Consider the following 23,324-nt stretch of genomic DNA (forward strand, 5'->3'; position numbering starts at 1 on the left):
GGGTTGGTTATATTTCGCATAAAAAACGGGATGGGGGGGGGGGGCCGCCCGATCCGGCCCCCCCCCCCACGGGGCGGGCGCGGGGACGATGGCCGACGCCTACGCGCGGCTGTCCGGGGGCGTGGCCGCGGTGACCCTGCACCAGGGCTGCGGGCTGACCAACGCGATGACCGGCCTGACCGAGGCCGCCAAGAGCCGCACGCCGCTCGTCGTCCTGGCCGCGGAGGCGACCTCGCCGCGGTCGAACTTCGCCGTCGACCAGGCGGCGCTGGCCACCGCGGTGGGCGCGGTGCCGATGCGGATCAGCTCCGCCGGCGCCGCCGTCGCCCAGGCGGCGGTCGCGGTCGCCACCGCGCTGCACGAGCGGCGGGTGGTGCTGCTCAACCTGCCGCTGGACGTCCAGGGCGAGGCGGCGCCGGACCTGCCGATGCCGACGCTGCCGGCCGCGCCGCCGGTCGGGCCGGTGGACGCCGCCGACGTCGACCGGCTGGTGCAGGCGCTCGCGGCGGCGCGGCGCCCGGTGTTCGTCGCCGGCCGGGGCGCCCGCGGGGCCGGCGTCCGGCGGGCGCTGGAGGAGCTGGCCGAGCGCTGCGGCGCGCTGCTGGCCACGTCGGCGGTGGCCAAGGGGCTGTTCGCGGGCAACCCGTGGTCGCTGGACGTCTCCGGCGGCTTCGCCTCGCCGCTGGCCGCGGAGCTCATCGGTCGCGCCGACCTGATCGTGGGCTGGGGCTGCGCGCTGAACATGTGGACCATGCGGCACGGCCGGCTGATCGCCGACGACGCCGTCGTCGTGCAGGTCGACCTGGAGCCCGACGCGCTGGGGGCCCAGCGGCCGATCACCTTCGGCGTCGTCGGCGACGTGCGCCAGGTGGCCGTCGCCGCGGCCGGGGCGGTGGGGGAGACGCGGGAGGGCTACCGCACGCGGGCGGTTCGGGCGGGGCTCGACGACCGGATCCGCTGGCGCGACGAGCCGTTCGAGGACGCCGGGGGCGACGGGTTCGTCGACCCGCGGGCGCTGACCATCGCGCTGGACGACCTGCTGCCGGCCGAGCGCGTCGTGGCGGTCGACTCGGGGAACTTCATGGGCTACCCGAGCATGTTCCTGGGGGTGCCCGACGAGTTCGGGTTCTGCTTCACGCAGGCCTTCCAGTCGGTCGGGCTGGGCCTGGCGACGGCGATCGGCGCGGCGCTCGCGCAGCCCGGCCGGCTGCCGGTGGCGGCGCTCGGTGACGGCGGGGCGCTGATGGGGGCCTCGGAGCTGGAGACCGTCGTCCGGCTGGGCCTGCCGATGGTGGTGGTCGTCTACGACGACGCGGCGTACGGCGCCGAGGTGCACCACTTCGGCCCGGCCGGCGCCGCCCTGGACACGGTGCGCTTCCCGGAGACCGACTTCGCCTCGATCGCCCGCGGCTACGGCTTCGACGCGCTCACCGCGCGGACCGTGCCCGACCTGCTGCCGCTGGCCGAGTGGCTCGCCGGGCCGCGCGACCGGCCGCTGCTGATCGACGCCAAGGTGACGCGGGAGGAGCCGTCGTGGTGGCTGGAGGAGGCCTTCCGCGGCCACTGAGCCGACGCCGCCGGGTAGGTTGCCCCGGACGTCCGCCCTGGTAGGAGAGCCGATGCCGTTCCTGCTGTACCGCCTGTCGCGCTTCGTGCGGCTCCGGCTGCGCGGCTGGCGGCTGCCGCTGGTCGTGGCGGTCGGCGTGTTCCTGACCAGCTGGCTGCTGATGTGGCTGGTCGAGCCGGCCGGCAGCGGCATCACCGCGCCCGGCACCTACTGGTGGTACTTCGTCGTCACGGCCGCCACCGTCGGCTACGGCGACCAGTTCCCGGTCTCCACCGCGGGCCGGGCGGTCGGCACGTTCGTGATCGTCGGCGGCATCGTCACGCTCACCCTGCTGTTCACCCAGCTGGCCACCGCGCTGCAGTCGGTGCGGGGCCGGCGCCTGAGAGGAGTGGTCGCGCTGGACCTCCGGGACCATGTCGTCCTGCTGGGCTACACCCCCGGACGGAGCGAACGGATCATCGCCGAGCTGACCGCGGAGGGCGGGTGCCAGGTCGCGCTGTGCGCGTGGGACGACGTCGCGGAGAACCCGGTGCCCGACCAGGGCGACGTCCACTTCGTGCGCGGCGACCTCACGCACGAGGACGTGATGACCCGGGCCTGCGTCGACCGGGCCCGGACGGCGATCGTCGACGCCCGCGACGACAACGAGGCCCTCGCCGTCGCGGTGGCCGTCGACCACGCCCACCCGGGGATCCACCTCGTCGTGGCGCTGCGCGACCTGGGGCGGCGGGACAACCTCCGCTACGTCAACGCCGGCGTGCAGGTGGTGCAGTGGCACATGCCGTTCCTGCTGTCGGAGGAGGCGGCCGACCCCGGCCTGACCCAGGTCTACAACGACCTGATGAGCAGCGGCGGCCACGGGAACACCTACTCGCTGCGGGTGCCGCGCGGCTTCCCGGCCACCTACGGCGACGCACAGACCTTCCTCGGGCGGACGTTCGGGGCCACCGTCCTCGCCCAGCGCGTCGAGGGCGACCTGGTGGTCAGCCCGCCGTGGGAGACGCCGGTCCCCGAGGGCGCCACGCTCTACTACGTCGCCCGCGAGCGCATCGACCTGGACCGGCTGGGCGCCCGCCGCTGACGGGGCGGGCGGCCACGCGGCGGCCTACGGGTCCGGCTGCTGCCGGTCGGTTCGGGCCAGTCGCTCCTGCACGATGGTCTCGGCGGCGGTCAGCGTGCTGACCCCGTCGGCGCTCGCCCGGGCGAAGACACCCCTCACCGTGTCCGCGATCCCGCGCAGGCGGGCTTCGAGCTGGTCCGTCGTCCACCCGAGCAGCTCGAGGCCGACGCCGTGCAGGACACCGCCGCAGTTCACGACGAAGTCGGGAGCCCAGGAGATCCCCGCCTCGGCGAGCCGCTCGGCGACCGACGGGTCGGTCAGCTGGTTGTTGGCGGCGCCGGCTGCGGGGAACCGCGAGCACCGCCGTGCCGCCTCCCAGCGGCAGGTCGCACACCGCGAACTTCGCGGTCATGGCCGACGACAGGCGGTGGCGTCGAGGACGGCGTCGGCGAGCGTCGCGTAGACCGCCATCCGGCACCCGCCGGCTGTCGGCCCAGCGCGGTGGAGTGGACGGCGACGACGATCCACGCCTCCGCGCCCCGGGCCCGGTCGACGACGGTCAGCTCGCCGTCCCACCGGTCCAGCACCTGTTCCAGGACGTTCGCCACGGGCACCTCCCCGGAGCCGGTGGGCGGCGGCGGGTGTCGCCCACCGCCGCCACCTCCGGCCTACGAGCCGGGCGGCTGCTGACCGATGTGCTGGTCGGCCAGGTCGCCGGCCTTGTCCGACTGCTGGTCGAACTTGCCGCCGGTCCGGTCGTCGGCGAACTGCTCGGCCCGGTCCAGCGCCTGGTCGCTGTGCTTCTCGCCCTGCTCGCTGTCCAGGGCGTTCTTCGCCTTGTCGGCGAGGCCTCCCACGTCCATGCCGTGCTCCTCGGGTTCGGCTGCGGTGCCCGCAGCGCCTACCCGCGGAGCCGGCCGCTGACCCGCCCGAGGCGGAGGAACCAGGCCGGCACGGCGAGTCCGCACAGCGCGGCCGGCGTGCCGCCGACGGCGAGCGCGAGCCGCCGGGGGAGGGAGCCCGCCGGCAGCAGCAGCCCGAGGCCGGCCACGGCGCCGCCGGCGACCACCGCGCCGCCGGACAGCACACCGAGGCGGGCGACGTCGTCCGGAAGTGGCGCGCGCCGGCTGCTCAGCCCGATGCAGGCGGCCAGGGCGCCGAACCGCCCAGGGCGACCGGCATCGGCACGCGGAAGGGCACCAGCCCGGTGACCAGGGCGTCATCCCGGCCGCGCGGGCCCACGGCGCCGCGCGCCGGAGGTCCACGGCTGCGCGGGTCACCGCGTGCTCCGCCGCTCGACGACCGCCCACGACGGCTCCGGCCCCGGCGGGTCGCCGACGACCAGCCGCGCGCAGCGCCGGCCCTGGTCCTGCAGCGACTGCCGCACGGTGGTGAGCCCTGCCTCCGCCGCCCCGGCGGCGTCGTCCCAGCCGGTGACGGCCAGCTCGTCGGGCACCGACCGCGTCGTGGCGCGCAGCGTCGCGAGGGCCACCTGGTCGCCCATGGCCAGCACCGTGTCGGTGCCGGCCGGGAACCGGGCGATCGCGCGCCCGGCCTCGGCCGGGTCGTTGCGGGCGAGCACGACGACCGGGACGTCGGCCCAGTCCAGCCCGGCGGCGGTGACGGCGTCGCGGTAGCCGGCCAGCCGCTCGCGGGTCACCGGGAAGGGCGCCGCCTCCGGCTCGGGGCCGAACAGCAGGCCGGGCTCCCGGCTGCGGTCGAGCGGGAAGGCGAGCACGCCCGGCCGGGCCGACCCGCGCAGCCCGACCGCGGCCACGGCCGCCGCGGCGGCCCGGTTGTCGATCGTGACCACGTGCAGCCCCTCGACCGCCGGTCCGCTGTGCACGACGGCCGGGCGCGCGGAGCCGGCCACGGCCGCCAGCACGGGGTCGTCGTCGACCGTCGTCCAGACGACGAAGCCGTCGACCGCGGCCTCCCGCACGCGGTCGACGTCCGACGCCTCGCCGGAGATCGGGATCAGCGTGAGACCGAGGCCGTGCTCGGTGCAGACCTCGGCGATGCCGGCGAGGAAGGCGGTCGCCTGCGGGTCGGCGAAGGCGTAGGTGAGGTGCTCGCCGAGGACGACGCCCAGGTTGCCGGTGCGGCCCCGGCGGAGGTTGCGCGCCGCCGCGTCCGGGCCCGGGTAGCCCAGCCGGGCGGCGGCCTCCAGGACCTTCTCCCGGGTCGCGGGGGCCACCCGGTCGGGCCGGTTGTACGTGTAGCTGACCGTCATCGCCGAGACGCCGGCCGCCCGGGCGACGTCGGGCATCGTCGGTCTGCGTGCCATGGTGCGAGACTAGCGCAGTCTGTGTAACGTTACGATCGTGCGGACGACGACCTCACCCTCTCCCCGGACGGCCTACCTCGCCTTCGCGTCCTACGGGGCGCTCTGGGGGGTGTGGGGCGCCGCCCTGCCCGCGGTGCGCGACGCCGCCGGCGTCACCCAGGGGCAGCTGGGGACGGCGCTGCTGTTCATCGGCCTGGGTGCGCTCCCCGCGATGCTGCTCACCGGCCGGGCGGTCGACCGCTTCGGGGGACGGGCGGCGGCGGTGACGCTGGTCCTGATGGCGGTGGCCGGGGTCGCGGTGGCGACGGCCGCGGCGGACGTCGTGTCGCTGGCCGTGCTGCTGCTCCTGCTCGGCGCGATGTCCGGTTCGGGCGACGTCGGCATCAACGCGGTGGCCGGCGCCGCCGAGCGCCTCACCGGGCGGCCGGTGCTCACCCGGGCGCACGGGGTGTTCTCGACGGCGGTCGTCGCCGGGGCGCTGGGCACCGGCGGCATCCAGGCGCTGGGACTGCCCGTGGCCGTCGCGTTCGGCCTCGTCGTCCTGGCCACGCTCGCCGCCGCCGTCTCGCTGTGGCCGGTGCGGCTGGCCACCGGCGTGGACGTGCCGGCCGCCGGGTCGCCGTCCGCGCGCACGCCCTCGTGGGCGCTGCCGCTCGTCGCCGTCGGGCTGGTCGGGGCCCTGGCGTTCGCGGTGGAGAACGCCCACCAGTCCTGGGGCGCGGTGTTCCTGGCCGACGAGCTCGCCGTGGCCGGCGGGCTGACCGCGGCCGCCCCGGCGGTCTTCGCCGGCGTCGCGGCGGCGGCCCGGTTCGCGGCCGGGGCGTCGGCGCGCGTGCCGGCCGGGGCGCTGCTCACCGGCGGCGCGGTCACGGCCACCGCCGGCACCCTCCTGCTGGCCCGCTCCTCGTCGTCGGTCACCGCGCTCGCCGGGCTGGCGCTCGCCGCCGCCGGGACCGCGGTGCTCTTCCCGACCCTGATGCGCACCGCGCTGGCCGACGTCCGCGACGAGGTGCGCGGCCGGGCCACCTCCGCCGTCTCGACGACGTCCTACCTGGGCTTCGTGCTGGGCCCGGTCTTCGTCGGCGCGCTGGCCGACGCGGCGGGCCTGCGCACGGCGATGCTCGGCGTGGCCGCGCTGGCAGTGCTCACCGCCGTCCTGGCCCGGCCGGTCGCCCGGTGGGGGAGCGCGGCCGCGGGGCAGCGCGCCGGGACGTCGCCGCGGGAACGCGAGGCGACCCCCGTCGCGTGACGGCGTTCCCGCGGGGACGCTTCTCTGCCCGCTCTCCACGCCCATCGCCCGCACTGCAGCGCGGGCGGTGCGCGTGGAGAGCGGGCGGTCCGGAGGGCGAGCCCGGCTGCGGGGCCCTCGGAGGAGGGAGAGCGGGAACCCGGTCCGGCGCGCGGGGCGTTGGCGGGGGGACGATGGGCCCCAGGCACACCCGAGGAGGGGCGATGGACTACCTGCGCCGGCTGCAGCACGAGCGGCCCGTGCTCTTCTGGATCGTCCTCCTGGTGGGCTTCTGGCTCGGCTTCCAGCTCATCCTGTTCGTCGCCCAGATGATCCTCGGGCCCTTCGGCCTGCCGTCGTGGGTGCCGATCGTGGTCGTGATGGGCGTGCTCGTGCTCATCGCCCGCCGCCAGCAACGCTCGCGGTAGACCCGCGGGAACGGCCGGCCGAGGTCGCAGGGCGGCCTCCGGCGCGGGTCGGGTCAGTCGTCGTCCATGGGGGCGAAGCGGGCGAGGGACCGGACCGACGGCACCGTGTAGTACGAGCCGCTGAGCGGGACCAGCCAGTGGGTGAGGCCGTCGCGGACCCGGTCGGTCGCCCCGGCCATGCGGCGCAGCATCTCGTGCATCCGCCAGCGGTCCTGCGCGAACCCGACGAACGCCGTCCCGTGGTCGGTCACCCCGCCGTAGGCGACGTTGCGGCGGAAGATCCGCAGCTCCTCGCCGTCCCGCTCGACCGTCGTCCGCGCCACGTGCGCGCTGGGCGGCATGTCGTCCTCGTCGAACTCGACGCTGTCGGCCTTGGTCCGGCCCATCGCCCGTTCCTGCCCGCCGGTCCCGAGCGACTCCCACGCGCGGGTGTCGTGCCGCCAGACCTGGAAGAGCACGACCGACGAGCCGGCGCCCGGCCCGTCGGCCACCGCGACCACCCCCGGTGCCTCCAGCAGCGAGGGGTTCTCGGTGCCGTCGATGAACCCGGTGAGGTCGCGGTCGTGGTGGTAGAGCCAGCCGGTGACCTCGCGGGCGACGTCGGCGACCTCGCGCAGCTGGTCGATCACCAGCCGGGTGTTGTCGAAGACGGCGGACCGGTCCCCGCCGGCCACCCACACCCACGCGTCGTGCTGCGTGGCCGGCATGGCGAACCCGCCCGGCCCCTGCACCGGCTCGTCGAACCCGGCCGCGTCGGCCGGCGCCTCACCCGGTGCGACGGCGGCCCACAGCTCCGGCCGGAACGCCACGACGAGGTTGACCCCGCCCGTGGTGGACAGCGGCCCGGACAGCGAGGCCACCGCCCGCACCAGCTCCTCCGGCGACACTCCGGGGAGGAGGTCCAGCTCCAGGTAGCAGTGCTCCGGCGTGCCCAGGGCGAAGATCCCGGTCTGCGGCGTCACGGGGGTACACGGTGCCAGGTCGCCGATGAGAAGAGGCGGCTCCCGGCGTCTTTCCTGCATGGACGACACCGGAATCCGGGACCTCGTGCACCGGTGGGCCGACGCCGTGCACGAGGGCCGGCTGGACGACGTCCTGGCCGACCACGCCGCCGACATCCTCATGTTCGACGTGCCGCCACCCGACGACGGCGTGCGGGGGATCGACGCCTACCGGGAGACCTGGCCGCCGTTCTTCGAGTGGCAGCGGTCCGGGGCGTCGTTCGAGGTCGTCGAGCTGCACGTGACCGCCGGCGCCGACGTCGCCTACGCCGCCGCGCTGCTGCGCTGCGGCACGGCCGACGGCCTCGCCGAGCACCCGGGACGGCGGCTGCGGCTCACCCTCGGCCTGCGCCGGGAGGACGGCCGCTGGGTGGTCCCCCACGAGCACCACTCCCTCCCCGAGGGGTGAGGCCCGAGGAGTGACCGGCGCACCGCCCGGGCAGGATGCGCTCATGGCGGTCGTCGACGTGCTGGTCCCGCGCCGTCCCGAGCAGGTCTGGGACGTGCTCGCCGACGGGCACGCCTACGCGGAGTGGGTGATCGGCACCAAGGAGATCCGCGCCGTCGACCCCGGCTGGCCGGCGGTGGGTACGGCGATCCACTACACCGTCGGCATCGGCCCGCTGACGCTGAAGGGACGCACCACGGTCCGGCAGCTCGACAAGGGCCGCCGGCTCGGGCTCGAGGCCGACGCCGGCCTGCTCGGCTCGGCGCGGATCGTGATCGAGCTCGACGAGTGGGGCGAGGACACCGTGGTCGAGCTGGACGAGCACCCGCTGCGCGGGCCGGCGTCGTGGCTGCACAACCCGGTCTCCGACGCGCTCATGCTGCTGCGCGGCCGGCCGATGGTGCTGCAGTTCGCCCGCGTGGTGGAGAAGCGGCACCCGCGCTGATCCTCACCCGTCGGTGCGGACCGCCCGCCAGACCAGGTCGGCGATGCCCGACGCGGCGACGGCGAGGTCGACACCCGGGCCGCCGGCCAGCCAGCGGCGGGCCCGCTCGGCGGCCGGCCCGATGACCACGACCTCCAGCACGTCGGGCGGCACGTCGACGATCCGCCCCGCCGCCACCTGGCGGGCGAACCAGCCGTGCAGCTCCTCGACGCGGGCGGCCTGGGAGGCCGCGATCCGCGGCGCGTGCTCGGGCAGGAACGACGCGTACGACGACGCGTGCACGTACCGGGCGACGTCCGGGTGCTCGCGGGTGAAGCGCAGGTACGCGGTCACCACGGCCCGCACACCGGTGCGGGCGGTGCGCGCCCGGCGCAGGTCGGCGAGGACGGCGTCGAGCAGTTCGCCCAGGCAGCGCTCGTACAGCGCGGCGGCCAGCCCGCCGGCGCTGCCGAAGTGGTGGTACAGGCTGCCGAGGCTCACCCCGCTGCGCTCCAGCACGGCGTGCACGGTCATGCCGTCGTGCCCTTGCTCGGCGTGCACCGCCAGCGCGGCCTCGAGCAGCCGCGCGCTGGTCTCCCTGCCGCGCGCGGTCACGTGCCGGCCCCGGTGAGCCGCTCGGCCTCCGCCCACAGGGCCGCGGCCAGCGCCGGGTCGGCGGCCGGGGCAGCGGGCTCCTTCTCCGTCTCCTCCTCGACGTAGCGCCCGGTCACCCCGGCGAACTCCGCCGCGGAGGCCAGCCGCACCACGCGCGCCGCGCCGGCCTCCGCCGGCTCCCAGCTGCGCTTGGCCAGCGCGAGCAGCAGCCCGACCGGACCGCGGCGGTCGCCGAGGCCGGTGCGCAGGACGCCGGGGTGCACCGCGTTGATCGTCGCCCCCGAGCCGGCCCAGCGCCGTGCCCACAGCGGGGTCACCAGCAGGTTGGCCAGCTTGGTGTCGGCGTAGGTGCGCAGCCCGGAGAACCGGCCGCCCACCGCCGTCACCCCGGGCTCGGCGCGGCCCTTGACGTAGATGCCCGCGCTGACCTGGACGACCCGGGCCCCTGACCGGGCCAGGCGCTCCTCGAGCAGGGCGTTGAGCAGGAAGGGCGCGAGGTGGTTGACCGCGAAGGCCTCCTCGACGCCGTCGGCGTTGAGCACCCGGCGGCTGGGCCAGACGCCGGCGTTGTGCACCAGCACGTCCAGCCGGGGGCAGGCGTCGAGCAGCGCCGCGGCGGCCTTGCGCGTCGACGCGGTGTCGCCCAGGTCGCCGACCACCAGCTCGGCGTCGGCGCCCTGCGCCCGGAGCCGGTCGCGGGCCGCCGTCCCCCGGCCGGGGTCACGGGCCAGGAGGACGACGCGCAGCCCCTGCCCACCCAGCCCCGCCGCGACGGCGAGCCCGAGGCCGGCGGCACCGCCGGTGACGACGGCGACCGGGCGGGAGGACTCGGGGGGCATGCCGGCGACCCTAACCGGTGGTGGAGCGATGTTCTAGAGAAAAATTTTAGTACGGTGACTTGAGGGCCTCAGCGCACGGTGAGCGACTGCAAGATCGCGTCGCGGAGCGGCGCGACCGTCCGAGACCGGCGCGTGATCGTCGGCGCGGCGGGGTGGCTTGTCGCCATGTCGACACGTCGGCGATGGTGGACCGGCGCCGGGTACGCGGGGGGACCGGAACGACAGCGACCGGCGCAGAACGGTGGAGACCTCATGCTGTGGGCCGTCGGGTCCGCCCTCGGGCTGCTCGTGATGACGTTCCTCATCCTCGCCCTCGCCCGGCCGGTCACCGCCCGCTGGGAGCAGGAGCAGCAGCCGCCGGTCACCGCGGACGACTGATCCGCGTTCCTGCTCGGCGTGCGCGTCGAGCAGCCGGCGCGCCCCCTGACCCGCCGCCCACCCGCTGCTAGGCGACGAGCACCCCGTCGTCGTCCAGGGAGCGGACCGAGACCTCCCGGGTCCCCCGGCGCACGGAGAGCAGGTCCCCGTTCCCGAGCGCCGACCAGTCCCGTCCCCAGCCGCTGGACGCGACGACGACGGCGTCGCCGGTGACCCGGTAGCGCAGCTCGTAGTAGTCGGGACCCTCGTCGAACTCCAGCGACGCGGCGTGGTTGACGCGGCAGACGGCGTGGAGCTCGTCGGGCGTGAGCAGCAGGCAGTTGAGGCTGGTGAAGTCGCCGGTCGCGGCCAGCTCGCCCACGGTGTCGAGCAGGGCCTCCCCGGGAGCGAGGCCGTCGCGCATCCGGGCCAGGACGGCGAGGAAGTAGCGCTCGCTGTCGGTGTCCCCCCGACGCTCGCGGCGCAGCCGCCAGGGGATCAGCCGGTCGACCGACCGCGGCGGGATGATCGAGCCGTTGTGCGCGAAGGCCACCCGGCCGTCGGTGAACGGGTGGGTGTTCTCCAGGCCGATGCCCAGCCCCTGCGTCGCCCGGCGCAGGTGCGCCAGCCCCAGGTCGGCGCGGCCGGCGCGCGCCAGCTCGGCGAACTCGGCGTTGCCGCGGGCGGCGTCGGCCTGCTTGCGCACCTCCACGCCGGCGCCGGTGCTGCGCGCCAGCCCCCAGCCGTGGGCGTGCTTCGCCGACAGCTCGGTGAACGCGTCGAGGTCGGCCTCGCCGAGCAGGTCGCGCAGCGGCGTGGGCACCCGCGAGGCCCAGCCCAGGAGTCGGCACACGGCTCCCCACGATGCCGCGCCCGGGCCGCGGACGCCGGGAGCCCGGGGTGCGTCGTCCGGCACACCGGCACAGCCGTCCCAGCCGTCCCAGCGGAAAACCAGTGGCGCCGCGATGACTTCCGCCCGCCAATCCTGTCGTAGGGGCAGAGGACGCTGCAGGCGGTCGGGGAGGCGCGGACGGCGCCTCTTGACCTCGAGTCGGCTTGAACCCCGACGCTGACGACGACGCAGCGCGGAGAGGACGAGGACATGACCCAGACGCCGTTGGCCATCGAGGCGACCGGCCTGACCAAGTCGTTCGGCAGCACCCAGGCCGTGGCCGGCATCGACCTGGCCGTGCCGGCCGGCGCCATCTACGGCGTGCTCGGGCCGAACGGGGCCGGCAAGACCACCACCATCCGCATGCTCGCCACCCTCATCGCGCCCGACGGCGGCAGCGCGCGGGTGCTGGGGCACGACATCGTCGCCGAGGCCGACGCCGTCCGCGGCGCGGTCAGCCTCACCGGGCAGCTGGCATCGGTCGACGAGGAGCTCACCGGCCGGGAGAACCTGATCCTGCTGGGCCGGCTGCTCGGTCTGGGCCGCCCCGCGGCCAGGGCACGGGCCGACGAGCTGCTCGAGGCGTTCGGCATCGCCGAGGCGAGCGGCCGGCTGGTGAAGAACTACTCCGGCGGCATGCGCCGCCGGCTCGACATCGCCGCCAGCATCGTCGTGACGCCGGAGCTGATGTTCCTGGACGAGCCCACCACGGGACTGGACCCGCGCTCGCGCAACCAGGTGTGGGAGATCGCGCGGGCGCTGGTCGCCGGCGGGACGACGATCCTGCTCTGCACCCAGTACCTGGAGGAGGCCGACCAGCTCGCCGACGGCATCGCCGTCATCGACAAGGGCCGCGTCATCGCCGAGGGCACCCCCGGCCAGCTCAAGGCCTCGGTCGGCTCCGGCGGGCTGCACGTGCGGCTGCTCGACCCCGAGCAGCGCCCGGAGGCGGCCGCCGTCCTCGAGCGGGTGGTCGGCCCGCCGGTGCTCGAACCCGACCCCGCCGCGCTGTCGGCGTCGTGCGCCGACGCCGCCCGCGCCGCCGAGGGCGTCGCCGCGCTGGCGCGCGCCGGCATCGGCATCGCCGACTTCGCCCTCTCCCAGCCCAGCCTCGACGAGGTCTTCCTCGCCCTCACCGGTCACGCCGCCGAGCCGGCCGCCGACGAGCCGACCCTGCAGGAGCAGCCGTCATGACCACCGCCACCGAGACCACGGCCGCCGCCGACACCGCCGCCGTCCGCCGGGCGATCGCCGGCACCACCCGCCCGCCGCGCCCCGGCCGGCTGTCGACCGCCCTCACCTTCGGCTGGAGGGGCATGCTCAAGGTCAAGCACGTCCCCGAGCAGCTGCTCGACGTCACGGTCACGCCGGTGATGTTCGTGCTGATGTTCACCTACCTGTTCGGCGGCGCCATCGCCGGCTCCACCGGCGCCTACCTCGAGTACGTGCTGCCCGGCATCCTGGTGATGTCGGTGCTGTTCACGACCGTCTACTCCGGCGTCTCGCTGAACACCGACCTGACCAAGGGCGTGGTCGACCGGTTCCGGTCGCTGCCCATCTGGCGGCCGGCGCCGCTGCTGGGCTCGCTGCTCGGCGACAGCGTCCGCTACGTCATCGCCGGCACGGTGATCATCGCGCTGGGGCTGGCGCTCGGGTACCGGCCCGACGGGGGAGTGCTCGGCGTCCTCGGGGCGCTGGGCCTGGTCGTCGTCTTCTCGTTCGGGCTGTCGTGGGTGTTCTCGGTGCTCGGCCTGCTGCTGCGCTCGCCGAACGCGGTCATGAACGCCGGCTTCATGGGCATCTTCCCGCTGACGTTCCTGTCCAACGTGTTCGTCGACCCGACCACCCTGCCCGGGCCGCTGGAGGCGTTCGTCGACGTCAACCCGATCTCGGTCCTGGCCACGGCGTCGCGATCGCTGATGGAGGGCGACCCCGACGGCACGGCGATCGTCGTCTCGCTCGCCGTCGCCGCCGTGCTCGCGCTGGTGTTCCTCCCGCTGACCACCAGGCTGTACCGCAGCCGGTGACGGAGCCCTACCGCAGCCGCTGACCCACGGCGCGGGCCAGCGCGTCGAGCTGGCCCGCGTCCTGGCGGCGGATCGCCGCCCGGATCACCGGCGCCAGCAGGGCCCACGGCGCGCGGGTGCCGACGTCGGCCACCAGCTCGAGCCGGCTGCCGCCGTCGGCCGGCTCGACCGAGTAGCGGTAGTCGGCCGTCACGCCGCCCTGCACCGACCGCAGGGTGACCGAGCGGCCCGGGTCCAGGGCCACGATCTCGCTGCGCCGCTCCCGGCCCCGGGCGGTGAACGTCAGCACCGTCCCCACGGCCGTGGGTCCCTCGGCGCGGATCGCGTCGACGCCGAGCCAGCCGGCCGCGCCCGGCCAGTCGGTGAGCTGGTCCCACACCCGGTCGGCGGGGACGTCGAGGGTGCGGGACGCGGTGAAGGCGGTGCGGTGCGGAGGGCGGGCCATGGCGGCAGCGTGACCGTCGCCGGCTCGGCTGTCTTGGACGGATGTCACCCCGCGTCGGGCACGAACCCGGGCGCCTGCTCCTCGGGGGAGAGGTGGGCCCGCTGCGCCGCGACGTAGGCCGAGGGCGGCACGCCGGTGGTGCGGGCGACGTCTCGGACCAGGTGCGCCTGGTCGTACCAGCCCAGCTCGGCGGCGTGCTCGGTCCAGGCGACCCGGTCCCGCACGTCGATCCGCTCCAGCAGCCGGCGCACCCGCAGCACCCGGGCCAGCGTGCACGGGCTCAACCCGACCACCCGGGTGAACTGCCGGTCGAGGTGGCCGTGCGAGACGCCGAGCCCGGCCGCGAGCTCGGCGATCGGCCGGGCCGGGTCCGCCTCCAGCGCGGCCACCGCCGCGGCGCAGCGGTCCAGGCCGGGCACTGACCCGTCCAGGCCGGCGGTGAGGGCCTCCTCGGTCGCGCCGAGCAGCGCCCCGGCGTCGTCGCCGCGGTCCAGCAGCCGCCTCCGCAGGGCGCGGGCCGGCGGCCAGGCGGCGAGCAGGTCGACCACCCGGCCGCGCAGCGGGGCCGGGTCGACACCGAGGACGGCCCGGCAGCCGATCGGGGTGGTGACCACGCCGACCACCTCGGTCCGCCCGGTCGGTTCGTTGCCCAGCGGCCGGTCGTGCGGGCCGATGAGGAAGCCGGTGTCGGCGAGGAAGGGCGGACCGCCGGCCGGCGTCTGCCGGATCGGCGGCCCGAGGACGATCCCGGCGACGGTGGAACCGGTCGGCGCGATCCGCTCCCGGCGGTAGGGGATCTGCCCCGAGGCGTGCCACACCGACTCGACGTAGCGGCCGAGCCGCCCGCCGGGGCGGCGCTCGCTGAACGCGAAGGACACCTAGTCGCGCTGCCGGGCCAGCGCGGCGGCCATCCGGCCCACCAGCTCGTAGGGGATGGGGCGGGCGAGGGGCAGGCGCATGGTGCCTTTGTCGGTGCCGCGGTAGGGCTCGAGCGCGGCACCGAGCTCGCCGTCGAGCTCGGGGAACGGGTAGAGGCCGATGTGCCGCTTCCAGGCGGCGAGGTGCAGCAGCGGCCGGCCGTCGAGGGTGAAGGTCGGCATCTTGTAGCTGATCGTCTCGCCGGCTCCCGGGACGGCGGCGTGCACCGCGTCGCGGAGGCCCTCCAGGACCGGCCGCACGTCTTCGGGCAGCGCGGCGACGTACTCGTCGACGGACGCGTCTCGACCGGTCATGCGCCGTTCCTACCGCGCGAGGGGGCCCTCCGGCGGCCCGACGAGCTCGGTGACCGCGCCGCCCGCGGCGAGGTGCAGGCTCCACGTGCCCTCCGCCGCGCCGTCGAGGACGTCGTGCAGCGCGTCGACCCACTCGGCGTCGTCCAGCCGCATCGTGGGCGCGCCCGGCCGGCAGAGGGCCATCGCCAGGTGGCTGCCGCGCGGCAGACCCTGCTCGCAGATCGCCTCGTGCAGGTCGAGCAGGCCCGACAGCAGCAACCGGTCGGGCGCCACCGGGACGTCGTCGACGGGCAGGACCAGCGGCAGCACGAGGCCGTCGGGGGCCACCCAGGCCAGCCAGAGGCTGCGGCGGCGGAACACCGGCGGCTCGAGCAGGCCCGCCCAGCGGGCGGTGAGCTCGGCGGCGGAGCGGACGGGGGTCTCGGGGCTCGGCACGGTGGTCATGCCCGCACGGTGGCAGCTCCCCGGCCGAGCCCGCCGGCCGTTTCCACAGGCTCAGCCGACGGTGGCCAGGTACTCCGGGGCCCGGCGGGCCAGGGAGGCGGCCTCGAACGCGGCGGCCAGGTCCAGCAGGGCCGCGTCCGACCAGCGGGTGCCGAAGAACGTGATACCCACCGGCAGCGCCTCCTCGGGCCCGGCGAACCCGGCCGGCACCGCGATGCTCGGGTAGCCGGCCACCGCGGCGGGCGTCGAGGTGCTGTACACGAACTCGTCGCCGGCGCCGTCCTCGTCGAGGTAGCGGGTGACCCAGGCGGGAGTGCCGGTCAGCCCGACGATCGCGTCGAGGTCGTCCTCGGCGCCCGGCCCCTGGGCCAGCACCTCGTCGACCGACCGGCGGGCCAGGTCGCGGATCGTGGCCCGCAGCTCGGCCACCGACGGGTCCTCGTCGGGCACCGGCGCCGCCAGCGCCTGCTCGAACAGCTCCTGCCCGAAGTGCTCGAGCTCGGCGTCGTCCCCCTCGTTGAAGGCGATCAGCCCGGCCAGGTCCTCCGGGTGGTCGCCCGGCGTGGCCGCCAGGTAGGCGTCGACGTCGCGGTGGAACTCCGCCAGCAGCGCCGGCGTCTCGCCCTCGATGATCTCGGCCTGGTACGGCAGCTCGACCTCCACCGTGGTCGCCCCGGCCGCCCCCAGCTCCTTCACCGCGCGCTCGTACACGGTCTCGGTGGCGTCGTCGACGGCCTCGGACTGCTCGGGGGTGAGCGTCCACACCCCGATCCGTGCGCCGTCGAGCGCCGCCGGGTCGAGCGCGGCGGGGTCGGCGTCGAGGTCGGCGGGGATCTCCGCGGTGGCCGGGTCGGCGGGGTCGGCCCCGGCGAGGACGGCCAGCAGGACCGCCGCGTCGACCGCGTGCCGCGCCATCGGCCCGGCGGTGTCCTGCTCGGCCGAGAGCGGCACGATCCCGTCGCGGCTGACCAGGCCCAGCGTCGGCTTGAGCCCGACGATCCCCGTGGCGCCGGCCGGGCAGACGATCGACCCGTCGGTCTCGGTCCCCACGGCCACCTGCGCCAGGCTGGCCGCGACCCCGACCGCCGAGCCGCTGGACGAGCCGCACGGGTTGCGGTCGAGCACGTGCGGGTTGTGCGTCTGGCCGCCGACGGCGCTCCACCCGCTGGTGCCGCCCTCGCCGCGGAAGAACGCCCACTCGGAGAGGTTGGCCTTGCCGATCACCACCGCGCCGGCCTCCCGCAGCCGGCGGGTGATCGTGGCGTCGTCCGGCTCGCTGCCCAGCAGGGCGCGCGACCCGGCGGTGGTGGGCAGGTCGGCGGTGTCGATGTTGTCCTTGAGCAGCACCGGGATGCCCTCCAGCGGGCTGCGCGGGCCCGACCCCGCGCGCACCCGGTCGCTCTCCTCCGCCTCGGCGACGGCCTCCTCGTTGACGTGCAGGACGGCGCCCAGGTCGTCGTCCAGGGCCTCGATGCGCGCCAGGTACGTCTCGGTCAGCTCCACGGCGGTCAGGTCGCCGGCGGCCATCCGCTCCTGCAGCTCGGGGATCGTCAGGGCGTCGAGCTCCTCGCCCGGGGCGTCGGCGACGGTCGGCTCGGGCGGCGCCTCGGCGCCGCAGCCGGGGAGGACCAGCGCGAGGACGGCGACGACGGCGGCGGTGCGGCGCACGGGCTCTCCTCGGGGGCATGCGGCAGGCTGGCGACGTGCCCCAGGATCGCCGTTCCCTGTCGCTCTGGCACGCCACGCTGCCCGACGGCGAGCTGGAGCGGCGGCGGCCGCCGCTGCCCGGCGGCACCGAGGCCGACGTGGTGGTCGTCGGCGCCGGCTTCACCGGGCTGTGGACCGCCTATTACCTGGCCCGGCGCGACCCCGGGCTGCGGATCGTGGTCCTGGAGGCCGAGTTCGCCGGGTTCGGCGCCTCCGGCCGCAACGGCGGCTGGGTGTCGGGGCTGCTGCCGGTGTCGCTGGAGACGGTCGCCGCGGCGTCCTCGCGCGACGCCGCCCTGGGCTGGCAGCGCGCCGCGGAGGCCACCGTCGACGAGGTGCTCCGGGTGGCGGCGGACGAGGGCATCGACGCGCACGCCGACAAGGGCGGCTACCTCCGCCTCGCCACCTCCGAGCTGCAGGCGCGGCGGCTGCGGGCGGCGGTCGCGCGGGCGCGCGAGTGGGACCTCGGCGAGGACGACCTGCGCTGGCTCTCCCGCGCGGAGCTGCGCGAGCGGGTGGCCGCCGACGGCGTCTTCGGCGCCACGCACACCCCGCACTGCGCCGCCGTCCACCCGGCCCGGCTGGTGCGCGGGCTGGGCGACGCCGTCGAGCGGCGCGGCGTCGTGCTGCACGAGGGGACGCCCGTGACCGGGATCGAGCCGCACCTGGCCCGCACGCCGCACGGCGACGTGCGCGCCCGCGTGGTGGTCCGGGCGACCGAGGGCTTCACGCCGGCCCTGCCCGGCGCACGTCGCGCGCTGGCGCCGGTCTACTCGCTGATGCTGGCCACCGAGCCCCTGCCCGACGACTTCTGGGCGGAGACCGGCTGGGCGGGGCGGGAGACCCTCAACGACGACCGCCGGCTGCTGGTCTACGGCCAGCGCACCCGCGACGGCCGGATCGCCTTCGGCGGCCGTGGCGCGCCGTACCGCTTCGGCTCGCGGATCGACCCGGCGTCGGAGCGGGCCCGCGGCGTGCACGAGCAGCTGCGGCGCAGCCTCGTCGAGCTCTTCCCGGCGCTCGCCGACGCGACGATCACCCACCGCTGGGGCGGGCCGCTGGGCGTGCCGCGGGACTGGTGGCCGTCGGTCACCCTCGACCGGGCGACCGGGCTCGCCGCGGCCGGCGGCTACAGCGGGGACGGCGTCGCGCTCACCAACCTGGCCGGGCGGACCCTCGCCGACCTGATCTGCGGGGACGACACCCCGATCGCGCGGCTGCCGTGGGTGGGCCACCGGTCGCGGCGGTTCGAGCCCGAGCCGCTGCGGTGGGTGGGCGTGAACGCCGGCTTCCGGCTGGCGGCGCTGCTCGACGGCCGGGAGCGGCGCACCGGCCGCCCGGCGAGGCTGCTCGACCGGGCGATGACGGCGCTGACGGGCCACTGACCCCGGCGCTACGGTGCCCGCCGTGGACGCCGTCGCGGTGCTGGGCCCGGGTGGGGTGGGCGGGCTGCTGGCCGCGGCCCTCGCCCGGCGGGGGACGGCGGTGACCTGCCTGGCCGGGGCGTCGACGGTCGCCGCCCTCGCCGAGCGCGGGATCGCCGTCCGCAGCGGCCTGCTGGGCGACTTCGCCGTCCCGGTCGCCGCGGCCGAGCGGCTCGCGGACCCCGTGGACGCCTGCCTGGTCACGGTCAAGGCGACCCAGCTCGACGCCGCGCTCGACCGGGTCCCGGCCGACGTGCTCGGCGGGGCGCTGCTGGTGCCGTTCCTCAACGGCGTCGAGCACATGGCGGTGCTGCGCGAGCGCTACCCGGGGGCCGCGGTCGTGGCCGGCACCATCCGGGTGGAGGCCAGCCGGGTCGCGCCGGGGGAGGTGCGGCACGACAGCCCGTTCGTCCGCGTCGAGCTGGCCCCGGCGCCCGCCCTGCGGGGCCGGGCCGAGGAGCTGGCCGCCGACCTGCGCGCCGCCGGCGTCGACACCACCGTCGTGGACGACGAGCGGGCGGCGCTGTGGGGCAAGCTGGCGTTCCTCGCCCCGTTCGCGCTGCTCACCACGCACGAGGCGGCGCCGGTCGGGGTGGTCCGCCACCGCCGTCCCGACGACGTCGCCGCCGTCGTCGGCGAGGTGGCCGCCGTCGCCCGCGCCGAGGGCGTGCCGGTCGACCCGGACGGGATCGTGGGGTTCTTCGCCGGGCTGCCCGCCGGCATGCGCTCGTCGATGCAGCGCGACGCCGAGGCCGGCCGTCCGCTGGAGCTGGAGGCGATCGGGGGAGCGGTGCTCCGCGCGGCCGCCCGCCACGGGGTCGCCGTCCCGCGCACCGAGCGGCTGGTCGGCGAGCTCCGGGCCCGCTGACCAGGTCGCCGGGGCCGGGCGGGCGGGACCGCTGCTTCCCCCTCCCCGGTGACCTCCGGGCGCGTCCCCTGCCACGGGCGGGGTCGGGGATCTAGCGTGCCGCCGTGGCAGGGAACGCAGCGGCCGGGGGCGAGCCGGGCACCGCCGGACGGCGGGAGCCGCCGTGGCTGCGCCGCGCGCTGCTGCTGGTGCTGGCCGCGGTGGCGGCCTACCAGGTGGTGCTCTGGGCGTTCACCAACCTGCGCGGCTTCCTCGGCCTGCTGTTCCTGGCCTGGCTGTTCGCGATCAGCATCGAGCCGGTCGTCGCCGCGCTCGTGCGGCGGGGCGTGCGCCGCGGCGGGGCCACCGGGATCGTGCTGTCCGCGCTGGTCGTCCTCACCGTCGGCTTCTTCGCGGTGTTCGGCGCCCTGCTGGTCGACCAGGTCGCCGCCCTGGTGCGGGCGCTGCCCGACGTCGTCCGGGACGTCGTCGACTGGGTCAACCGCAGCTTCGACACCGACGTGAGGGCCGGGGACGTCGTCGACTCGCTGCAGCTCACACCGGAGCGGATCCAGGACCTGGCGCAGGACCTCACGCCGGGCCTGGTCGGCGTCGTCACCACGCTGATCGGCGCCCTCTTCCAGACCTTCACCTTCCTGCTGTTCGCCTACTACATGTCCGCCCAGGCGCCGGCGCTGCGCCGCAGCGTCGCCCGCCGCTTCCCGCCGCGGCAGCAGCGGGTCATCTCGACGGTGTGGGAGATCGCCGTGGAGAAGACCGGCGGCTACGTCGTCTCCCGGCTCGTCCTGGCCGTGGTCAGCGCGGTCGTGACCGCCGTCGTCCTCCTGGTGCTGGGCGTGCCGTTCTGGCTGCCGCTGGCGCTGTGGACCGGCCTGGTCTCCCAGTTCATCCCCACCCTCGGCACCTACCTCGCCATCGGCCTGCCCGCCCTGGTCGCCCTCGCGGTCGACCCGTTCGACGCGCTCTGGGTGGTCGTGTTCGGCACCGTCTACCAGCAGGTCGAGAACTACCTGATCGGACCGCGGGTGACCGCCCGCACGGTGAACATCCACCCGGCGGTCGCGCTCGGCTCGGTCATCGCCGGGGCGTCGCTGTTCGGGGCGCTGGGCGCCCTGGTCTCCATCCCGGTCGTCGCCGCCATCCAGGCGGTCGTCGAGACCTACGGCCGCCGCTACGAGCTCGTCACCGACGACGCCGCCGAGGAGCCGCCCGAGCCGCCGAGGAAGGCCCGAACCTCCCGGAGGAAGTGAGCGAACGCCGGCTCGTCGGCCCGCAGGATGTGGTTGCGGCTGTCCAGCGCCACCAGGCGGCTGCCGGCGACGGCGGCGTGCAGCTCCTCGGCCTCCTCGAACGACCGGACGAGGTCACCGAGCGGGTGCAGGACCAGCGTCGGGACGTCGAGCTGCCGCGCGGCCGCCGAGGCGTCGAGCCGCCCGAACGCGGTCCACAGCCGGAAGGCGTTCTCCGGCGAGGTGGAGCGCCGCTGCGGCCGGTCGAACGCCCGCCACAGCTGCACCGGCCCGTCGGGGAGGAAGCGGGCGTCGTGGACCGAGTGGAAGCCGGGCGTCTCCGAGCCCCCCGACACCCGCAGCAGCTGGGAGCGGGGTCGGGCCACAGCGCGTCCATCACCCGCTCGCGGTGCAGCCGGTGTGCCGGCGCGAGCGTCAGCAGCCCGACCAGCGCCGGGGCGCTGCGCCGGGCGAAGGCGGCGGCGTCGACGGCGCGCCCGTCGACCTCCGCGGCGAAGCCGCCGAGCAGGCGGACCCGCACTCCCACGCCCGCGGTCATACCAGGGCCGCGCCCAGCGCCACCAGGGCGTAGACGCCCCCGCCGGCGAGCACGACCCGCACGATCGAGCCGCCGCGCCACGCGACGACCCCGCCCATGGCCAGCGCGGCGAGCACCGCGGGGTCGGGCCCGCCGCTGCCGCCCGCGACGCTCAGCACCACGAGCGCCGCGATCGCCCCCGCGGCGGCGTGCCGCAGCACGGCCGCCGTCCGCTCGCCCAGCCCGGCCCGCTCGACGACGACCAGGGGCAGCAACCGGAACACCAGGCTCACCCCACCGACCACCAGGACGGCGGTCCAGACGGCGCTCACGACCGCCCCCGCTCCGCCAGCCCCCCGGCCAGCGCCGCGGCGGCCATGGCGGGCAGGACCTCCGCACCCGGGACGACGGCCGAGGCGACCAGCGCCGTGGCCGCGCCGGCCGCGACCGCGGCGACGCCGCCGGGCAGCCGCAGGTGCGGGACGACCAGCACGACCAGGCACAGCGGGACGGCGACGGAGAGGTGCGCGGCGAGACCGTCGACGCCGCCGACCACCATCCCGGCGCTGATGGCGACCATCCAGCCGACGGCCATCGCGATCGCGGCGCCGGCGTAGTGCGCCAGCGCGCCGGCCGGCGGGGCCCCGGAGCGGCGGCGCTGCTCGGCCACCGCCCACGTCGGCTCGACGATGGTCGCGGCACCCAGCACCTTCGCCCACAGCGGGGCACCGGTCCACAACGGGGCCAGCCCACCGCTGTACACCAGCAGCCGGGCGTTGACGAGGACCGCGACGGCGACCGCGGTCCACAGCGCACCGCCGTCGCCCAGCAGCTGCAGCAGGGCGAGCTGGGCGCTGCCGCTGAAGACCAGCAGGCTGCCGAACCAGGCGGCGACCGGGTCGGCGCTGGCGCCGACCGCGGCGCCGACGGTCAGGCCGAAGGGGGCCAGGCCGATCACCAGCGGTAGGCACGCACGCGCACCGGCCAGCAGGTCGGCGCCCGTGCGGACGGGAGGGGACGTCGTCGAGGTCATGGCGCGAGCGTCGGGCGACCGCCTTCCGGTGGCCTTCCGCGGCGTCCTCCCCGGGCCAGCCGCGCGGAAGGTCCGCGAAAGACGCCGTCGGCAGCCTGGTCCGCAGCCCGGCAGCCTTCCCGACCCGCCGGGCGGAGGAGACGGAGATGATCACGCTCACGACGGCCGCCGATGGGATGCCGTCGCTCGAGGTCGCCGGCCGGCGGGGCCTGTCGCTGCCGCGGGTCGTCGTCCGTCCGCTCGCCGACGGCGAGACCGGACCGGTCCAGGCGGTCTTCGACGGGATGTCGGCGCACTCGCGCCGGATGCGCTTCCTCGCGCCGATCCCGGCGCTGCTGCCCGCGGTGCTGCGGGCGCTGACCGACGTCGACCACGACCGGCACGGGTGCTGGGTCGCCGAGGTCGACGGCGAGCCGGTCGGCATCGGCCGCTACATCCGCGACAAGGACGACCCCGAGCTGGCCGAGGTGGCGCTGGAGGTGGTCGACCGCTACCAGGGGCTGGGCATCGGCCGGCTGCTCGTCGACGTCGTCGGGGTCGCCGCGGGCGACGCCGGCGTGCGCTCGCTGCTGTGGCTCATGGACGCGCACAACCTCAAGGTCCGCCGGCTGGCCGCGCCGCTGCACGGCCGGTTCGCGCTCGACGGCGACGAGCTGGAGGGGACGACGCCGCTGCCGGTCGTGCCGGAGGTCGAGGCCGCCCGCATCGCCCGGTGCGCGCGGATCGCCCGCTGCCGCGCCGCCGCGCGTCAGGCGGCCTGACGGGCCAGGTGCTCGCGGAGGGCCGCGACGACCACGCGGTGGTCCTGCAGCTGCGGCAGACCCGAGACGACGACGGCGCCGACCGGGCCCACCGACCGGACGAGGACCGGGAAGGCGCCGCCGTGCGCGGCGTACTCCTGCGGGTCGAGGCCGAACTCCTCCTCGAAGGTGGTGCCGCGCTCGACGCTGGCCTGCCGCACGTACAGGCTGCTGTGCCCGAAGCGCTGCACCACCCGCGTCTTCCGGTCGATCCACGTGTCGTTGTCGGGCGTGGCGCCGGTCAGCGCCGCCTTGAACAGCCCGTGGCCGTTGCGGGTGATCGCGATCGCCACCGGCAGCCGGTCGCGCCGGGCGGTGGCCACCAGCGCCGAGCCCAGCTCCCACGCGTCGTCGTTGGTGAACGAGGTGAACTGCAGCTCGGCCTCCTCGGCGGCGAGCTCGGCGACGGTGGGGAAGGGTTCGGCCATGCG

At 76.4% G+C, this 23,324-nt stretch carries 30 protein-coding genes and 1 pseudogene; 14 read left to right on the forward strand and 17 right to left on the reverse strand.

Features of this window, described 5'->3' with window-relative positions; translation table 11 throughout:
• Nucleotides 1-79: 79 nt before the first annotated feature.
• The 3 genes and pseudogenes from ACI8AF_RS18645 to ACI8AF_RS18655 form a co-directional block, all read left to right on the forward strand.
• Nucleotides 80-235, forward strand: a pseudogene (locus ACI8AF_RS18645) (thiamine pyrophosphate-binding protein); the annotation flags it as partial.
• 192 nt (nt 236-427) lie between these two features.
• Nucleotides 428-1,567, forward strand: a complete 1,140-nt coding sequence (locus tag ACI8AF_RS18650) for a thiamine pyrophosphate-binding protein (RefSeq protein ID WP_456541302.1) — start codon at nt 428-430, stop codon at nt 1,565-1,567.
• Between the two features lie 52 nt (nt 1,568-1,619).
• The gene (locus ACI8AF_RS18655) at nt 1,620-2,648 is read left to right on the forward strand and encodes an ion channel (protein ID WP_456541236.1); all 1,029 of its coding nucleotides are present in this window, start codon (nt 1,620-1,622) and stop codon (nt 2,646-2,648) included.
• Nucleotides 2,649-2,672: 24 nt separating this feature from the next.
• Here ACI8AF_RS18655 and ACI8AF_RS18660 read toward each other — a convergent pair whose 3' ends face one another.
• From ACI8AF_RS18660 to ACI8AF_RS18675, 4 genes are all read right to left on the reverse strand, one after another.
• Entirely contained in the window at nt 2,673-2,882 is a 210-nt protein-coding gene (locus ACI8AF_RS18660; RefSeq protein WP_456541237.1) for a hypothetical protein, read from the reverse strand.
• A gap of 413 nt (nt 2,883-3,295) precedes the next feature.
• Complete coding sequence (locus ACI8AF_RS18665) at nt 3,296-3,490, reverse strand: antitoxin (protein WP_456541238.1); 195 nt, start codon at nt 3,488-3,490, stop codon at nt 3,296-3,298.
• A gap of 38 nt (nt 3,491-3,528) precedes the next feature.
• On the reverse strand, nt 3,529-3,714 hold the full coding sequence (locus ACI8AF_RS18670; RefSeq protein ID WP_456541239.1) for a hypothetical protein: 186 nt from the start codon (nt 3,712-3,714) through the stop codon (nt 3,529-3,531).
• Nucleotides 3,715-3,903: 189 nt separating this feature from the next.
• On the reverse strand, nt 3,904-4,914 hold the full coding sequence (locus ACI8AF_RS18675; protein WP_456541240.1) for a LacI family DNA-binding transcriptional regulator: 1,011 nt from the start codon (nt 4,912-4,914) through the stop codon (nt 3,904-3,906).
• A 37-nt stretch (nt 4,915-4,951) separates the two neighbouring features.
• On the opposite strand from ACI8AF_RS18675, the gene ACI8AF_RS18680 reads away from it, so the two are divergent.
• Nucleotides 4,952-6,163, forward strand: a complete 1,212-nt coding sequence (locus ACI8AF_RS18680) for an MFS transporter (RefSeq protein WP_456541241.1) — start codon at nt 4,952-4,954, stop codon at nt 6,161-6,163.
• A 203-nt stretch (nt 6,164-6,366) separates the two neighbouring features.
• A complete protein-coding gene (locus ACI8AF_RS18685; protein WP_456541242.1) occupies nt 6,367-6,570 on the forward strand; it encodes a hypothetical protein in 204 nt (67 codons plus the stop codon).
• 53 nt (nt 6,571-6,623) lie between these two features.
• Here ACI8AF_RS18685 and ACI8AF_RS18690 read toward each other — a convergent pair whose 3' ends face one another.
• Nucleotides 6,624-7,532 (reverse strand): Dyp-type peroxidase, encoded by a 909-nt coding sequence (locus tag ACI8AF_RS18690; RefSeq protein WP_456541243.1) that lies wholly within the window; start codon nt 7,530-7,532, stop codon nt 6,624-6,626.
• 58 nt (nt 7,533-7,590) lie between these two features.
• On the opposite strand from ACI8AF_RS18690, the gene ACI8AF_RS18695 reads away from it, so the two are divergent.
• Nucleotides 7,591-7,980, forward strand: coding sequence for a YybH family protein (locus ACI8AF_RS18695; protein ID WP_456541244.1), 390 nt, complete (start codon nt 7,591-7,593; stop codon nt 7,978-7,980).
• 43 nt (nt 7,981-8,023) lie between these two features.
• Nucleotides 8,024-8,464 carry an SRPBCC family protein gene (locus ACI8AF_RS18700; RefSeq protein ID WP_456541245.1) on the forward strand — a complete coding sequence of 147 codons (441 nt, stop codon included), beginning with the start codon at nt 8,024-8,026 and terminating at the stop codon, nt 8,462-8,464.
• 3 nt (nt 8,465-8,467) lie between these two features.
• On the opposite strand, the gene ACI8AF_RS18705 is transcribed toward ACI8AF_RS18700, so the two are convergent.
• The gene (locus tag ACI8AF_RS18705; RefSeq protein WP_456541246.1) at nt 8,468-9,058 is read right to left on the reverse strand and encodes a TetR/AcrR family transcriptional regulator; all 591 of its coding nucleotides are present in this window, start codon (nt 9,056-9,058) and stop codon (nt 8,468-8,470) included.
• Entirely contained in the window at nt 9,055-9,897 is an 843-nt protein-coding gene (locus ACI8AF_RS18710) for an SDR family NAD(P)-dependent oxidoreductase (protein WP_456541247.1), read from the reverse strand. The genes ACI8AF_RS18705 and ACI8AF_RS18710 overlap by 4 nt, the downstream gene beginning before the upstream one ends.
• 252 nt (nt 9,898-10,149) lie before the next feature.
• Here ACI8AF_RS18710 and ACI8AF_RS18715 point away from each other — a divergent pair, with 252 nt between their 5' ends.
• Nucleotides 10,150-10,275: a hypothetical protein gene (locus tag ACI8AF_RS18715; protein ID WP_456541248.1), complete on the forward strand. Its 126-nt coding sequence runs from the start codon at nt 10,150-10,152 to the stop codon at nt 10,273-10,275.
• A gap of 67 nt (nt 10,276-10,342) precedes the next feature.
• Here the strand turns inward: ACI8AF_RS18715 and ACI8AF_RS18720 are convergent, their stop codons facing one another.
• Nucleotides 10,343-11,107 carry a class II glutamine amidotransferase gene (locus ACI8AF_RS18720; RefSeq protein ID WP_456541249.1) on the reverse strand — a complete coding sequence of 255 codons (765 nt, stop codon included), beginning with the start codon at nt 11,105-11,107 and terminating at the stop codon, nt 10,343-10,345.
• Nucleotides 11,108-11,356: 249 nt separating this feature from the next.
• Here ACI8AF_RS18720 and ACI8AF_RS18725 point away from each other — a divergent pair, with 249 nt between their 5' ends.
• Entirely contained in the window at nt 11,357-12,340 is a 984-nt protein-coding gene (locus ACI8AF_RS18725; protein WP_456541250.1) for an ATP-binding cassette domain-containing protein, read from the forward strand.
• Nucleotides 12,337-13,173, forward strand: a complete 837-nt coding sequence (locus tag ACI8AF_RS18730) for an ABC transporter permease (RefSeq protein WP_456541251.1) — start codon at nt 12,337-12,339, stop codon at nt 13,171-13,173. Before ACI8AF_RS18725 ends, ACI8AF_RS18730 begins: the two co-directional genes overlap by 4 nt.
• 7 nt (nt 13,174-13,180) lie before the next feature.
• Here the strand turns inward: ACI8AF_RS18730 and ACI8AF_RS18735 are convergent, their stop codons facing one another.
• Genes ACI8AF_RS18735 through ACI8AF_RS18755 form a run of 5 tightly spaced genes read right to left on the reverse strand, consistent with a single transcriptional unit; the run spans nt 13,181 to nt 16,962 of the window.
• Nucleotides 13,181-13,618, reverse strand: a complete 438-nt coding sequence (locus ACI8AF_RS18735) for an SRPBCC family protein (protein ID WP_456541252.1) — start codon at nt 13,616-13,618, stop codon at nt 13,181-13,183.
• A 44-nt stretch (nt 13,619-13,662) separates the two neighbouring features.
• A complete protein-coding gene (locus ACI8AF_RS18740) occupies nt 13,663-14,496 on the reverse strand; it encodes a helix-turn-helix domain-containing protein (protein ID WP_456541253.1) in 834 nt (277 codons plus the stop codon).
• Nucleotides 14,497-14,850: an iron chaperone gene (locus ACI8AF_RS18745; RefSeq protein WP_456541254.1), complete on the reverse strand. Its 354-nt coding sequence runs from the start codon at nt 14,848-14,850 to the stop codon at nt 14,497-14,499.
• 9 nt (nt 14,851-14,859) lie between these two features.
• Nucleotides 14,860-15,294, reverse strand: a complete 435-nt coding sequence (locus ACI8AF_RS18750) for a hypothetical protein (protein ID WP_456541255.1) — start codon at nt 15,292-15,294, stop codon at nt 14,860-14,862.
• A 51-nt stretch (nt 15,295-15,345) separates the two neighbouring features.
• A complete protein-coding gene (locus tag ACI8AF_RS18755) occupies nt 15,346-16,962 on the reverse strand; it encodes an amidase (protein ID WP_456541256.1) in 1,617 nt (538 codons plus the stop codon).
• A 35-nt stretch (nt 16,963-16,997) separates the two neighbouring features.
• Between ACI8AF_RS18755 and ACI8AF_RS18760 the strand changes: the two genes are divergently transcribed.
• The 3 genes from ACI8AF_RS18760 to ACI8AF_RS18770 all read left to right on the forward strand — a co-directional run bounded on the left by ACI8AF_RS18760 (nt 16,998) and on the right by ACI8AF_RS18770 (nt 20,543).
• Nucleotides 16,998-18,386, forward strand: coding sequence for an NAD(P)/FAD-dependent oxidoreductase (locus ACI8AF_RS18760; protein ID WP_456541257.1), 1,389 nt, complete (start codon nt 16,998-17,000; stop codon nt 18,384-18,386).
• Nucleotides 18,387-18,408: 22 nt separating this feature from the next.
• The gene (locus ACI8AF_RS18765; RefSeq protein ID WP_456541258.1) at nt 18,409-19,293 is read left to right on the forward strand and encodes a ketopantoate reductase family protein; all 885 of its coding nucleotides are present in this window, start codon (nt 18,409-18,411) and stop codon (nt 19,291-19,293) included.
• Between the two features lie 104 nt (nt 19,294-19,397).
• Nucleotides 19,398-20,543 (forward strand): AI-2E family transporter, encoded by a 1,146-nt coding sequence (locus tag ACI8AF_RS18770; RefSeq protein ID WP_456541259.1) that lies wholly within the window; start codon nt 19,398-19,400, stop codon nt 20,541-20,543.
• Here ACI8AF_RS18770 and ACI8AF_RS18775 read toward each other — a convergent pair.
• From ACI8AF_RS18775 to ACI8AF_RS18785, 3 genes are all read right to left on the reverse strand, one after another.
• Complete coding sequence (locus ACI8AF_RS18775) at nt 20,465-20,908, reverse strand: alpha/beta fold hydrolase (RefSeq protein WP_456541260.1); 444 nt, start codon at nt 20,906-20,908, stop codon at nt 20,465-20,467. The two genes, ACI8AF_RS18770 and ACI8AF_RS18775, sit on opposite strands and share 79 nt — an antisense overlap.
• 169 nt (nt 20,909-21,077) lie before the next feature.
• Nucleotides 21,078-21,392: an AzlD domain-containing protein gene (locus tag ACI8AF_RS18780; RefSeq protein ID WP_456541261.1), complete on the reverse strand. Its 315-nt coding sequence runs from the start codon at nt 21,390-21,392 to the stop codon at nt 21,078-21,080.
• A complete protein-coding gene (locus ACI8AF_RS18785) occupies nt 21,389-22,093 on the reverse strand; it encodes an AzlC family ABC transporter permease (protein WP_456541262.1) in 705 nt (234 codons plus the stop codon). Before ACI8AF_RS18785 ends, ACI8AF_RS18780 begins: the two co-directional genes overlap by 4 nt.
• A gap of 146 nt (nt 22,094-22,239) precedes the next feature.
• Between ACI8AF_RS18785 and ACI8AF_RS18790 the strand changes: the two genes are divergently transcribed.
• Nucleotides 22,240-22,854, forward strand: coding sequence for an N-acetyltransferase family protein (locus ACI8AF_RS18790; protein WP_456541263.1), 615 nt, complete (start codon nt 22,240-22,242; stop codon nt 22,852-22,854).
• On the opposite strand, the gene ACI8AF_RS18795 is transcribed toward ACI8AF_RS18790, so the two are convergent.
• A complete protein-coding gene (locus ACI8AF_RS18795; protein WP_456541264.1) occupies nt 22,842-23,321 on the reverse strand; it encodes a heme-degrading domain-containing protein in 480 nt (159 codons plus the stop codon). The two genes, ACI8AF_RS18790 and ACI8AF_RS18795, sit on opposite strands and share 13 nt — an antisense overlap.
• Between the last annotated feature and the right edge of the window lie 3 nt (nt 23,322-23,324).

Source organism: Blastococcus sp. SYSU D00669 (assembly GCF_054050715.1).

Coding starts and splice junctions, on each gene's coding strand:
- ACI8AF_RS18715 (WP_456541248.1), top strand. CDS start 10,150: ATGCTGTGGGCCGTCGGGTCCGCCCTCGGGCTGCTCGTGATGACGTTC.
- ACI8AF_RS18750 (WP_456541255.1), bottom strand. CDS start 15,294: ATGACCACCGTGCCGAGCCCCGAGACCCCCGTCCGCTCCGCCGCCGAG.
- ACI8AF_RS18795 (WP_456541264.1), bottom strand. CDS start 23,321: ATGGCCGAACCCTTCCCCACCGTCGCCGAGCTCGCCGCCGAGGAGGCC.
- ACI8AF_RS18685 (WP_456541242.1), top strand. CDS start 6,367: ATGGACTACCTGCGCCGGCTGCAGCACGAGCGGCCCGTGCTCTTCTGG.
- ACI8AF_RS18675 (WP_456541240.1), bottom strand. CDS start 4,914: ATGGCACGCAGACCGACGATGCCCGACGTCGCCCGGGCGGCCGGCGTC.
- ACI8AF_RS18735 (WP_456541252.1), bottom strand. CDS start 13,618: ATGGCCCGCCCTCCGCACCGCACCGCCTTCACCGCGTCCCGCACCCTC.
- ACI8AF_RS18665 (WP_456541238.1), bottom strand. CDS start 3,490: ATGGACGTGGGAGGCCTCGCCGACAAGGCGAAGAACGCCCTGGACAGC.
- ACI8AF_RS18785 (WP_456541262.1), bottom strand. CDS start 22,093: ATGACCTCGACGACGTCCCCTCCCGTCCGCACGGGCGCCGACCTGCTG.
- ACI8AF_RS18790 (WP_456541263.1), top strand. CDS start 22,240: ATGATCACGCTCACGACGGCCGCCGATGGGATGCCGTCGCTCGAGGTC.
- ACI8AF_RS18700 (WP_456541245.1), top strand. CDS start 8,024: ATGGCGGTCGTCGACGTGCTGGTCCCGCGCCGTCCCGAGCAGGTCTGG.
- ACI8AF_RS18710 (WP_456541247.1), bottom strand. CDS start 9,897: ATGCCCCCCGAGTCCTCCCGCCCGGTCGCCGTCGTCACCGGCGGTGCC.
- ACI8AF_RS18725 (WP_456541250.1), top strand. CDS start 11,357: ATGACCCAGACGCCGTTGGCCATCGAGGCGACCGGCCTGACCAAGTCG.
- ACI8AF_RS18655 (WP_456541236.1), top strand. CDS start 1,620: ATGCCGTTCCTGCTGTACCGCCTGTCGCGCTTCGTGCGGCTCCGGCTG.
- ACI8AF_RS18695 (WP_456541244.1), top strand. CDS start 7,591: ATGGACGACACCGGAATCCGGGACCTCGTGCACCGGTGGGCCGACGCC.
- ACI8AF_RS18730 (WP_456541251.1), top strand. CDS start 12,337: ATGACCACCGCCACCGAGACCACGGCCGCCGCCGACACCGCCGCCGTC.
- ACI8AF_RS18650 (WP_456541302.1), top strand. CDS start 428: ATGCCGACGCTGCCGGCCGCGCCGCCGGTCGGGCCGGTGGACGCCGCC.
- ACI8AF_RS18745 (WP_456541254.1), bottom strand. CDS start 14,850: ATGACCGGTCGAGACGCGTCCGTCGACGAGTACGTCGCCGCGCTGCCC.